Origin of the sequence: Congregibacter sp., assembly GCF_047617445.1 — a bacterium.
Classification (GTDB): domain Bacteria; phylum Pseudomonadota; class Gammaproteobacteria; order Pseudomonadales; family Halieaceae; genus Congregibacter.
Map to the genome: position 1 here is coordinate 1 of NZ_JBLGBE010000094.1, position 12281 is coordinate 12281.

Sequence of the window (12281 nt, forward strand, 5' to 3'; positions counted from 1 at the left end):
AGGCGAGGCGCGATGGAGTTGCAGCGAAGCGGTTCTTCAAGCGCCTGTTACATAGTCATGGTGGTGAACCCAGGAAGATCGTGACAGATAAGCTGCGCAGTTATAACGTAGCTCATCGTGAAGTGATCCCTGACACTATTCATGAGAGTGAGAGATATGCCAACAATCGGGCTGAGCAGTCACATGAATCGACGAGGGTTCGAGAACGGGGTATGAGGAAATTCAAATCGCTTGGGCAGGCTCAGCGATTCGTGACCGCCCATGCCGCTGTGTCCAATCTCTTCAATCTTGGGAGGCATCTAGTTGGGGCTCAGCATTATCGGGATCTTAGGATGAGTGCGTTCGGTGAATGGGGTAGGGCGGTTGCCTGAAAACCATGGAAAGACTACTGCAGTCTGGGAAAGTTAATTTGCCAGCACCCTTGGCCACCTAAATGGCGATTCGTTACGCCCTGGACTAGAGAAAGATAGATGAGATTAGGCTCCGCATTCTTGAAACTACCGCTGCGCTTTGACATTGAACGACTGAAGGGCGAAGCAATGCAGTTCGGTGAAGCTGACTGGGAGTATCACCCCCAGAGAGAAACAGGCAACACCGCGCTGCCTCTCATCTCGGTCGGGGGAGAGAATAATAATTTGTTCGAGGGTGAGATGAAGCCGACATCAGCACTTGAGCGTTGCCCCTATATACAGCAGGTTATGGCAGCATTTGGGACTGTAGTTGGGCGCACAAGATTAATGCGTCTAAAAGCGGGTTGTGATGTTCCAGCACACAGCGATGGAAATTACGCCTGGCGAAACCGCCTACGTATTCACATACCAATCATCACTCACCCTGAGGTCATTTTTTCATCCGTAGACAATATCGATATCCACATGGCGGCGGGAGATGCCTGGACCTTTGATAATTGGAGAGAGCATGCCGTCTACAACAACAGCGACGTCGATAGAATTCATCTGGTTATAGATACGGTGGGCTCATCGCAATTCTGGGCAACCGCAAAATCTGGCTGGGACCCGAGTGGCGCAGATCAAGAGCAGAACCAAGCCATCAAATACTATCCATTTAGTTACAACTCCGACGATCATAGCTTTGCTCTAGAGCGCTTCAACTCACTGCCTGTTAGGTCTCCTGACGAAGTTACCAATATGTGCAACGAACTTCTTGCCGACCTTAGACAGTTTGAGAGGTCTTCGCCTCACATGTTTGTCGACCTGGAGGAGGAAATCGAGTTATTCAAACATGATTGGGCTGGCTACTGGGCGCGATACTGGGACCTCACTGAGTATATTCCTCAGTATCAGCTACTTGTTAGGCGACTTAAAACTAAAATTAGACCGCTGCTGAAGCACGCCAATTTCGACAGCAATAGGGCTGACGTCTATACGGTGGCCGCAGCCTGGATCACGAGCATGACTAATGAGGCTGCGCCGCAACGGCTTGAGGGGAGCGCGCCTGAATTGAAACTGGACAGTACTGTAGCGCACAGCAGCACAAGTGTAGTGGATACAGACAAGGCTGGATCTGGCCTTACTCTTGACGAGTACATTGCCAGGTTCAGCCTACCCGCCTTCGAACAGCCGATTTTTATAGTCGCTGCACCGCGGTCTGGCAGCACAATGCTTTTCGAAGCATTGCAACGAAACAAGGGCCTATGGACCATTGGAGACGAGAGCCAGCGCGAAGTTGAATCGATCCCCTCGCTTCACCCCGCCAATAGACAATTTGCATCCAATGAGCTGGGAAAGGACGATTATACTCCGCAGATAGGAGCGCAGCTAATGGAGGCCTTTATGGCCCGACTTCAAAACCCCGGGGGTACTGGCTACGAACAAACACCCGAGGAGTACCAACCTAAATCAATACGATTCCTGGAGAAAACACCGAAAAATTCTTTACGAATTGCCTTTTTCCGCGCCATGTTTCCTGATGCAAAATTCATTTATCTCTATCGCTCTGCGCGATCAAATATTGGCAGCATAATTGACGCATGGAATTCACAGAAGTTTGTTACCTATCGAAACCTGCCTGATTGGAACGGACCATATTGGTCACTATTGCTGCCGGAAGGATGGCGTGGCATGCGCGGCCAATCAACAGCCCAGGTCGCGGCCTGGCAATGGGCCGCGACAAACAGGAAAATTATGCAGGATCTTTCCCAGCTGCCGAAAACGGACTGGACCACCATAAGCTATGAGACCTTGATCGAATCGCCCAGCGCGTCTCTTCAAAGGCTCTGTCAGTTCGCTGAGATACCCTTCGGACCCAGAATGGAAATCTTCGCGAAGCAAGGTTTTCCGCAATCACGCTACACACTAACAGCACCGGAAAACCACAAGTGGCTTAGACATGAAAAGGGGATTCTTGAGGCTGAAGAAATATTCCTGAGCATAGAAAATGAGATAAATGAATTCCACTAGAACTTCATCTCATGAGGAAGTGGCCCAATCTTTTGGAATAGAGTTGCTTCGAAATGTTCTGGCAGCGCACCACCACTTGCACATCAATCTTTGCTCTTAAGGCTTCTGAGTCTCAGCCAGTACTCTATTAATCATAGTGTCCTGATAAAACTGGGGGTCGGACAGATTCATCATGTGAGCAGATTTTTCGAACCATATGAAGGCCTTCCGAGGCGAGCTAAGCTTATCAAAATAGCGCTCAGCAAGCTCTGATGGAGTGTTGTAGTCGTATCTTCCAGCCAAAAAATACACCGGCACTTGCCAGTCTAATGCCGTTTCTTCCAGGTGATAGGTGGCAACTTCGGGCCACATTACCGCTGACACTTCCATGCCCTCTAACATGACTGAAATATCAGCCAGAGAGTAATCCGGGGATGTAAAGACAGCCAGAAATAGATCTACATATCCCAGACCGCGAAACCCTCCACCGTAATAGTAGAGCCACTTACGCTGTACCCTCAGTTGACCAATGTCATCGGTATATGGGGGAGCCAGCGCAGCAAGTTCTGCTATGGCGTCTTCATTATTCTCCGCAACAGCCTCGTTGCGGACCAAATTGAGCGATAACACTTCGTTATCATGCAAATTTGTTAGCTGCCCCAACCCAATATAGGTCCAAAGATAGTCGGGATGATTGCTGCGGATATTGAGATAGCGGTGCTGCGACTGTATTATTATCACTGGTGTGCTGCGCACTTTTCACGGCGGCTGTTTTTAGGTCAAATCGGCAGCCCCGCACATTCAAACTACAGCAACTGAGGAATGGCTATGATACTCATAACAAGGACTACGCTCCAATTCGCATCACTACTGGGCGTGGGAGTTTTCAGCGCTGCAGTTTGCGCTCAACCCATGCTGGAGGAAGTAATCGTAACCGCGTCGAAACGAGTCCAGGGTATGCAGGATGTGCCGATTGCACTTTCGGTGATGAGCGGCGAGAAAATTACCGATCAGGGTATCGGGTCACTGGAAGAGATGGCCGTCTTTTTGCCCAATGTACACATCGCAGAAGGTGGCGCCGGTGACCAGTTGTTTATTCGTGGTGTTGGCTCAGGCATCAACTACAGTTTCGAACAGTCGGTGGGTACCTTCATCGACGGTGTTTATTTTGGTAGAGGCCAGGCTTCACGTAGTTCTTTCCTAGACGTCGCTAGAGTTGAGGTGTTGAAAGGTCCGCAAAGTACGTTGTTCGGGAAGAACACCATTGCGGGTGCCATCAGTGTCACAACCGCTAGGCCGGGTGATGAGTTTGAGGGGCGGGTGGAGCTTACCAGCGAACCTGAATTTGATGGCTGGGGTGCCACGCTGACCTTGTCGGGCCCGCTCAGCGACACGCTCGCTGCACGTCTTGTCGTAAAGCGCGATGAGACCGATGGCTATATGAGAAATACGTTTAAGAATCGGGACGAGCGCCAGGCAGAGAATACCGTGGGAAGAATTGTTCTGGATTGGCAAGCAACTGACAATCTGGATGTTGTTTTTAAATATGAAACGGGAGAAACCGAGACCATAGGGCGTCAGGACCTGATTACAGTTGCTACCCTGTTTGCTATCGGTCGATACCGCGAGGCAGATCCAAATTTCGCAGCCTCTTTCGGCTACGACAAGTCAGCACAGAATATCAGTGGTTTGCTCAGCGACGATCAATTTCATGACAGCGAGTGGGACATCACTACGCTAACGGCCGAATGGTCCTTGGGCGAATACAGCATAAAGTCCATAAGCGGCTATGTGAACTATGAATTCACCAATTATCTGGATTCTGACTACGGTCCTCTCCAATTCATTGCGCGTGGACGAGACGAGCAGCACAAACAGTTCACACAAGAATTTTTGCTGTCTTCTCCCATCGGCGAAACCGTAGAGTATCTTGCGGGTGTTTTTTATCAGGATGAAGAGCTAGACCACGACTCTGTTACCGATGTTTTGCTGGGCAACGCAGGTATAGGCGGCGGAGCCTTCGATGCGTCGGCAGAGAGCACTTTTGTGCAGGACGCCAGTACGCTATCTGCCTTTGTGCAATGGACGTTTAATGTACGCGATGATTTCAGAGTCCTTGCTGGCGTGCGGTATTCACGGGATGAAAAAGAAATTAGCAAAACCTCCCTTATCGGTGCCCCATTCGACGGCGGGACATTGAATACTTCTCTTGCCGGAATATACGATGCAGCACTGAACTTCGCGACGGTTCATTTCTTTGAAGATGGCGTAGCTACCCGCTGTCCCGGAATCGGCTTTAACTGTGTGTCGGTGCCTTTTGACACAGATCGCTCTGAATCGAATGTAACTGGCGACATCACCCTACAGTGGGATACCAGCGAAGACATGATGACCTACTTTAAACTAGGCAATGGCTACAAAGCCTTTGGCTTTGATCAGGCCAATGGCCGAGGCTTGGTTGACGCCGAGGACTACGAGGAAGAGAAGGTTATCTCTTATGAATTGGGCGCTAAAATGGACTTGCTTGACGGTCGTGCGCGTCTCAATGTGGCGTTATTTTTCAGTCAGTTTGAAGATGTTCAGGTCAGTACCTTCGATGGCAATGCCGGTTTCGTAGTCGGAAATGCCGCTGAAAGTGAAGTCAAAGGATTGGAGCTTGACGGCTCAATCGCGTTGACTGAACAGTTCACGCTCAACGCTTCGATGGCCTATCTGGATGCCGAGTACAAGTCGTTTCCCGATGCCGCATGCAGTGAACCACAAGTTATCGATTGGATCGCAGCCGGTGGGGTTCGCAGCAACTGCCTGCAGGATCTTTCCGGAGAGTCATTGCAATTTTCTCCTGAAATTGCCGGCAGTATTGCGCTGGAGTATTTTACCTCCATCACCAATGCGATCGACCTGCGTATAACGGCTGATGTGAACTATTCCGATGAATTCCAGGTGGCCGCTGATCTTGATCCCGTTTTGGAGCAAGATTCGTTTACCAAGATCAATGCCAGAATTGAGTTGGCTGGCTCTGACGGCATCTGGAGTATTGCTGTCTTGGGTAAGAACCTGACGGATGAAAAGACCTCCACATGGGGCAACGACGTACCTCTGGCAGGGCAGGGTTTTAGTCAGACCTATTTTCAGCACATTGATGCGCCGCGCAGCTTTGTGGTTCAGGCTGCGTATAACTTCTAAAGTTCGAGTTATGCAAACCCCTGCATCCGGTGTTACCGGCATGCGGGGGCTGTGAGAGCGATTAGCGTATTTATAGTAACTGGTGGCTAGCAGATTGTGGTGTGCAGGGGCGTTAATGCTACCTATACTCTTTTTCGAGTGCCAGCGTGCCGAACTGACATCGCCCAACCAGTGTGAGCTGGGAGACAGCCATGCAGGCTTCAGGCTGCAAGCCACCAGTGGCAGTTCCCTGAACAGCCTAAAGATTACCCCCATAGGCCTAGAAATAGACAATACCCCTGTGGAGCTGGAACTCGATGGAACCGCCTACCTGGCAGAGCTCGCCGATCTCGACAGCAATGGCTGGCCAGAACGTTATGTCTATTCCAGTTCAGCTGGCAGCGGCAGTTATGGCTCCCTCAGGGCCTTCGCCGTCAACGGCGGTAAGTCTGCCACCCCTATCCACTTGCCATCCATCAACTCCGACCCGGTGGCAAACGAGGGCTACCAGGGCCACGATACATTCAGGGTGGTGGAAAACCGCCTGGTGCGGCGTTACCCGGTGTATAAAGATACAGACACTAATGCCTAGCCATCCGGCGGCACCAGACAGCTTCAGTACCGGCTGGTCGCTGCGGAAGCTGGGTGGCAGCTGGAAATCGACCGAATTGTGAATTACTGATAAGGGAAGGTTAACTATGACTCGTTTGAACCTGTGTCTTTGCATGATACTGGCCACTGTGATGACCGCCTGCGCCACGGTGGAACCAGAGCGCGATCGTGTGCGGGAAGAAGCACTTCCCCCGGCCCCTTTGGCGGCCTGGCCGGCGTTGGAGAATATCGCCAAGACCGACCTGTTCGTGCCTATGAACAATGGACAGATGGCTCTCGATTGGCGCTTGCGTGCCTTGCAGGCGGCTACGCGTAGTATCGATTTGCAGACATTTATCTGGGAGAGCGACGCCGCGGGAAGAGCCTTGGTCCGTGAAACCCTTGCCGCGGCCGATCGGGGCGTGAAAGTACGTGTCATACTTGATGATAGTTTTCTGGCCCATGCCGATCCGGTACTTCGCTCACTATCGGAGCATCCGATGATCGCTTATCGAATTTACAACCCCCTGGCGAACCGGGCCGGTGGTGCGACCATGCGTGAGGTCACAAACCTGGCAAATTTCTCTACTATCAACCACCGCATGCACAACAAACTCCTGGTAATCGATGGCTGGGTGTCCATTGTCGGCGGTCGCAATCAGGCTGATGAGTACTACGGTTACCGTAAGGCCCACAACTTTCGAGATCTCGAAGTCATCGTTCAAGGCCCTCTAGTCATGCGTCTGGCGAGTCTTTTTGACCTTTACTGGAATGACCCGTGGACCATTCCGATTGAGCATTTAGTCGATGCCAGTGACGAATTGTCACCGGAAGAGCTTACTGACTGGTTGGCGGGTAAAGATGGCGTGGTCAAGATCCCGGTTGCGGCCACGACGGAACAGTGGCAAGCGCTTTTTGACTCAGGCTATGCCGGAACGGCAAGGCTCATCGTGGATACACCAGCTGACCAAAGTCCAGCCGTAGACTTTCCCATTCAGCTTGCCGATGCCTATGTAAAACGCATTGATTCAACCCAGAGTGACCTGCTGCTGATTTCCGCTTACTTCATCCCTACCAAAGAACTGACCGCCGCAATCGAACGCGCAACAAATCGCGGCGTCAAAGTGCGGATACTAACCAACTCTCTGGGTTCAAATAATCATGTCACGGCTCACGCTGCCTATGCTGAGCACCGACCAGCGCTGCTGAATGCAGGAGCCGAATTGTACGAGTTACGTGCCGATGCCAGTTCCCGCGCGCTGTATGTATTTGATGCGGTAGAGGAGAATGTACTCGGCCTGCATGCGAAGATAGCGCTCTTTGATGAATGCTGCCTGATGGTCGGTTCCGCCAATCTTGATCCGCGATCATTGCGGCTGAATACTGAGATCGGTGCCCTCGTCGATAGTCCCGGTCTGAACGCCCACGTGCGCGAGCTCTTTGCCGTTGACCTGCTGCCCGAGAACGCCTGGCGGGTAAGATTGAATACGGAGGGCAATATAGTCTGGGAAGGCCCGGAGGGAGACGTGCACGATGCTCCTCCAGCATCTTTCTTTATGCGTGCTGAGTCCTGGTTTTTTGGATTACTACCTATTGAAGGCCAGATGTAACTACTCGCCGTCGAGTAAGACGAAGTATAAGAAGTATTAAGGGGATGTTGTGAGCAAATTTTCTCCTGTGATCTAGTTGCTGAACCGGAAAGGTTTGCAATTTTGTCGTATTTTTGCCCGGAATCGTGATTGCCTGGGCGGCCCTGCCCATCAAATCTGCTCGTTCCTGATGTGAGGCACACACCTGCCTGTACCAACTGGTTTACTCAGTGGCGCCCGTGCTGGTTGAGCAGCGTAGAGCTAGCTTCCGTGCCGCCTTTTTCGACAGCAAAATTAATGTATAATAACGAGAGATAATGATAAAAAAGGTGATATGCATCATGAATATTCATGTCAAAACATTACTCGGTGGCTCAATGTTTGCCATGGCGGCAGTGGTTATTATAGGCCTCAACACGGGCACGGCCCTGGCCAAGGGTGAAGCCGCAGACAACAGCCAGCGATATATGGTGACCCACGCCAAAGGCAAAGGCGTCCAATCACTCAAGGTGGTTAATAAAAACAATGGTAAGAAAGCCAAAAAGCTGAAGTATCGCGACATTATTGCCGCCGATTTATCCGATAAAGATCTCGCCAAATTGTTGCGTCACCCGCTCTTTGCAGGTGCGAAGGTCGAGCCGGATTCGAAGCGATTCATGCTGGCGCAGGAAATCCCGTACGGTATATCAATGATAGAGGCCGACTCAGTCAACGGTCTGCCTGTCGGAAATTATCCACGCAAGGTCTGCATTATCGACTCGGGATATGACCTCGATCATCCCGATTTGCCAGGCAGTAATCGCGTAACGGGCACGTCGCAAACCGGTGATTCATGGAGCAATCCTGGCGACAGCCACGGAACGCACGTTGCTGGCACGATCGCGGCGCTAGATAATACAGAGGGGGTTGTCGGTGTGCATGCCGGTGAAAACCTGTCTTTGCATATCGTAAAAGTATTCGACGACGGTGGTTCGTGGACGAGAACCTCAAGTCTGATCAACGCGCTGGATGACTGCGTTGCTGAAGGGGCGAACATTGTGTCAATGAGCCTGGGCGGAGGTTCTCCAAGTTCAAACGAAAGTAGCGCTTTTTCTGAGGCGCTGTCAGCAGGCGTGCTGTCGATAGCGGCGGCTTCCAACGACGGTAACACGAGCTACTCTTACCCCGCATCCTATAATTCGGTGGTCAGTATTGCTGCCGTAGATTCCAGTAAAAGTCACGCCTACTTCTCTAACCGCAATGATCAGGTGGAACTCGCAGCGCCGGGTGTTGGGGTTTTGTCGACCGTTGTAGGCGGTGGTTATTCTGCCTATAACGGCACCTCAATGGCGACCCCCCACGTCGCTGGCGCCGCAGCCTTGCTATGGAGTAATCACGCCAGCTGCACAGCTGGTGCGATAAGGCAGGCTTTGGCCTATACGGCGGAGGATTTGGGTGCTTCCGGTCGTGATAACAGCTTTGGTTATGGTCTTGTTCAGCTGACAATGGCAAATGAGCTTATCAATCAGCAAACCTGTGATAGTTTAACGCCGCCACCACCGCCGCCGCCAGCAGCTCTTGCTAATGGTGAGGCGGTGAGCAATCTTTCTGGCTCAACAGGCAGCGAAGTGTTCTACAGCATCACCTTACCTGACGGGGCGACCAATTTGTCGGTACAGATCGCCGGCGGAAGTGGTGATGCTGATTTGTACTTGCGTGAGGGCGCTTTACCTACCTTGGCCTCCTACGATTGTCGGCCTTGGCTGAATGGTAATAATGAAACCTGTGCGGGTAACAATTCAGGCCTCACAGATTATTACGTGATGATCCATGCATATGCTGCATTTAGCGGCGTTAGTCTCAGTGTGAGCTACGACGAAGACAATACTGAGCCTCCAGTCAATCAACCGCCTGTTGCGCGCATTAATGCCGACCCTACCTCGGGTAAGGCGCCCTTGACTGTTGACTTCAATGGTTTGGCCTCAACCGATGATGTTGGCGTAATCACTTATAACTGGGATCTTGATGGAGATGGCGTGAACGATGCGGCAGGCTCCGAAGCACAGCGTACGTTCTATAATGAAACGGAAACGGGTAAGACTTATACCGCGACGCTGACAGTAACTGACAGTGAGGGTCTCACCAACACTGATTCGGTGGTGATCTCGGTTGACCCGAAAAATCGGGCGCCTGTTGCCGTATTTAGCGTTAGTCCTGACACTGATATCGACACCGAAACCCCCGTCTCATTCGACGCAAGCGGCTCGAGTGATCCTGACGGCGATAGCCTGAGTTACGCGTGGAGCTTTGGTGATGGTGTTACCGCAACAGGTGGTACGACAAGTCATACCTTTGGCTCGGAAAGGGAGTACACCGTTACGTTGACCGTCAACGATGGTGATGGTGGTGTGGCTGAGACAGGGGGTTTGGTTGATGTTGGCGCAGCACCAGAGTCAGGTATCGATGCTACTGCTTCCCTGAATAATAAGGGCAACCGTGCGGATATTCGTTGGTCAGGCGCCGACGGGTCGCGGGTACGGATCTACCGTGATGGCGGGCAAATAACACGCACGAGTAATGACGGTTTCTGGCGAGACCGTAACTATTCGAGTGGTGATAGCTATCAGGTATGTGAAGACGGTGGCTCTCCCTGTTCGGCCGAAGTGGCACCAGCACCATAGGGGCTTATCCGGCTATCGAGATCTTCGTACGCTCATCGGTATGAGTTGTGATCAAATAAAGGGCTGCCAATAGGCGGCTCTTTTTGCCTTGTAATAACGTTATCCTTGAGGAATAGATAATGACCTGTATTCCGCCTGACAGATAGATTGTTGGGCGCAAATGCGGCCGGAATCAGCGGTGCAGCACGATCTCCCCCGGTTCGCGATCGGGCGCACGAGCGGCGTCGAGCGCGGCGGGCGTGTCTTGGAGGGCGTACCTCCCCGCGATCCGCGTCGACAACCCGCCGGCATCCACCAGATCGGCGATCGCGTCGAGCGCGGCGCGGCTGCTCTTCATCTTGAGGAGCTCGAATGCGATGCCCGGCGGCGCTTCGACGCCCGATTCGCTGGCGACGGTCGAGACGACTCGGCCGCCATCGCGAACCAGCCGCAAGGCCTTTTCGAGCGACTCACCGCCAACGAGGTCCAAAGCCGCGTCGACGTCGCCCGATGCGGCCGAGCGGATCCGCGGCGGCCACTCTTCGTGATAGTCGACCGCGACTTCGGCCCCGAGCTGTCGAAGCGTGTCGAGCTCTCCAGGTCCCGCGATCGTGAGGACTCGTAGGCCGCGGCCGTGCGCAATCTCGACCGCTGCGCGTCCCACCGCCCCGCCGCCACCCACGATCAGCAGGCTCGCGCCCGACGAGAGACCGAGCCGCTCGAGCCCCTGCCAGGCTGCCAGGCTGCGCACCGGAATCGTCGCGGCCTCCGCATCGCTCGCCCGTCGTGGGGCGCGGCCGCAGTCGGACGCCCTCAGCAGCACACGATCCGCCCAGGCCCCTATCAGTCCGGGATTGGCCATCACCCGGTCGCCGATCTCAAAGCCCTCGATGCCGCCTCCGAGCGCACACACTTTGCCGCACAGCTCCGCCCCCATCGTGAAGGGCGGCGCGGCGCAGGGGAGTAGCTTGGCAAGCCGACCCGCTGCGACCCCGACGTCCCAGGCCCCGACTCCGAACGCCGCAACGTCGACGATGAGTTCGCCAGGCCCCGGGTCGGACGGGGCTCGGATCTCGTCGATGCGCGGGGCCTCGCCGTATGCGTGCAAGCGGACGGCGCGGGTGGTCTCCGGTTCAGTTCTGGGCGGTCGCGCTTCCATGGGTATATCCTCTGTCAACGATTCCCTCTGGAGTGTACCCGCCGAACCGAAGTATAAGAAGTATAAGAAGTATTAAGGGGATGTTGTGAGCAAATTTTCTCCTGTGATCTAGTTGCTGAACCGGAAAGGTTTGCAATTTTGTCGTATTTTTGCTCGGAATCGTGATTGCCAGGGCGGCCCTGCCCATCAAATCTGCTCGTTCCTGAGGTGAGGCACACACCTGCCTGTACCAACTGGTTTACTCAGTGGCGCCCGTGCTGGTTGAGCGGCGTAGAGCCAGCTTCCGTGCCGGCGAAAAGAGGCAATGTACCCCAGGGCACCCTCTCTTGATGCAAAGCATCAAGAGAGGGTGCCCTGTTCCTTGTCGCGCAGATGAGCCAGAATTGTGTCGATGACGTCCTGGTCCTCAATACAAGCAATGACTTAGACGGACCCGCCGCAGCGACCGCAGACCTCAATATCGATGTTGAACACACGCTTGAGCCGTTGGGCCCAGGTCATAGCACCGTGCCGTTCAGCGTGTGAGCGTACGTCATCACTGGACATTCGTTTCACACCTTTGCCGCGTTTGGCAGGTGTAACCAGCCCGCGCCAGCGGTGATTGGGCGCCAGCACACCGTGGTAACGAGTAAGGTTCACTCTCGGTTTTGGTACGAGAGCCGCGAGACGGGCGATGAAATCCATCGGCTCGAATGCCACCTGTGTCGTCCCATCGCTGTAGGGCGTCTGCGGGTCATCT

Annotated in this window: 8 protein-coding genes and 1 pseudogene; 6 read left to right on the forward strand and 3 right to left on the reverse strand. The window is 53.4% G+C overall.

The genetic code is table 11. From position 1 onward, the window contains the following. Positions 1-371: DDE-type integrase/transposase/recombinase (locus ACI9KD_RS15345; RefSeq protein ID WP_414982050.1), on the forward strand; the 371-nt coding region annotated here is incomplete at its 5' end. A gap of 99 nt (positions 372-470) precedes the next feature. After that, positions 471-2420, forward strand: coding sequence for a sulfotransferase (locus ACI9KD_RS15350; protein ID WP_414982051.1), 1950 nt, complete (start codon positions 471-473; stop codon positions 2418-2420). A 96-nt stretch (positions 2421-2516) separates the two neighbouring features. On the opposite strand, the gene ACI9KD_RS15355 is transcribed toward ACI9KD_RS15350, so the two are convergent. Further along, positions 2517-3140 carry a hypothetical protein gene (locus ACI9KD_RS15355; protein ID WP_414982052.1) on the reverse strand — a complete coding sequence of 208 codons (624 nt, stop codon included), beginning with the start codon at positions 3138-3140 and terminating at the stop codon, positions 2517-2519. An 87-nt stretch (positions 3141-3227) separates the two neighbouring features. On the opposite strand from ACI9KD_RS15355, the gene ACI9KD_RS15360 reads away from it, so the two are divergent. The 4 genes from ACI9KD_RS15360 (at position 3228) to ACI9KD_RS15375 (ending at position 10404) form a co-directional block, all read left to right on the forward strand. Then, a complete protein-coding gene (locus ACI9KD_RS15360; protein WP_414982053.1) occupies positions 3228-5585 on the forward strand; it encodes a TonB-dependent receptor in 2358 nt (785 codons plus the stop codon). A gap of 115 nt (positions 5586-5700) precedes the next feature. Next, complete coding sequence (locus tag ACI9KD_RS15365; protein WP_414982054.1) at positions 5701-6156, forward strand: hypothetical protein; 456 nt, start codon at positions 5701-5703, stop codon at positions 6154-6156. Between the two features lie 106 nt (positions 6157-6262). Beyond that, entirely contained in the window at positions 6263-7765 is a 1503-nt protein-coding gene (locus ACI9KD_RS15370; protein WP_414982055.1) for a phospholipase D-like domain-containing protein, read from the forward strand. 320 nt (positions 7766-8085) lie between these two features. After that, complete coding sequence (locus ACI9KD_RS15375; RefSeq protein ID WP_414982056.1) at positions 8086-10404, forward strand: S8 family serine peptidase; 2319 nt, start codon at positions 8086-8088, stop codon at positions 10402-10404. Positions 10405-10576: 172 nt separating this feature from the next. On the opposite strand, the gene ACI9KD_RS15380 is transcribed toward ACI9KD_RS15375, so the two are convergent. Continuing rightward, complete coding sequence (locus ACI9KD_RS15380) at positions 10577-11542, reverse strand: NADP-dependent oxidoreductase (RefSeq protein WP_414982057.1); 966 nt, start codon at positions 11540-11542, stop codon at positions 10577-10579. A 339-nt stretch (positions 11543-11881) separates the two neighbouring features. Next, positions 11882-12281, reverse strand: a pseudogene (locus ACI9KD_RS15385) (transposase); the annotation flags it as partial.

Coding starts and splice junctions, on each gene's coding strand:
- ACI9KD_RS15350 (WP_414982051.1), top strand. CDS start 471: ATGAGATTAGGCTCCGCATTCTTGAAACTACCGCTGCGCTTTGACATT.
- ACI9KD_RS15360 (WP_414982053.1), top strand. CDS start 3,228: ATGATACTCATAACAAGGACTACGCTCCAATTCGCATCACTACTGGGC.
- ACI9KD_RS15365 (WP_414982054.1), top strand. CDS start 5,701: ATGCTACCTATACTCTTTTTCGAGTGCCAGCGTGCCGAACTGACATCG.
- ACI9KD_RS15370 (WP_414982055.1), top strand. CDS start 6,263: ATGACTCGTTTGAACCTGTGTCTTTGCATGATACTGGCCACTGTGATG.
- ACI9KD_RS15375 (WP_414982056.1), top strand. CDS start 8,086: ATGAATATTCATGTCAAAACATTACTCGGTGGCTCAATGTTTGCCATG.
- ACI9KD_RS15380 (WP_414982057.1), bottom strand. CDS start 11,542: ATGGAAGCGCGACCGCCCAGAACTGAACCGGAGACCACCCGCGCCGTC.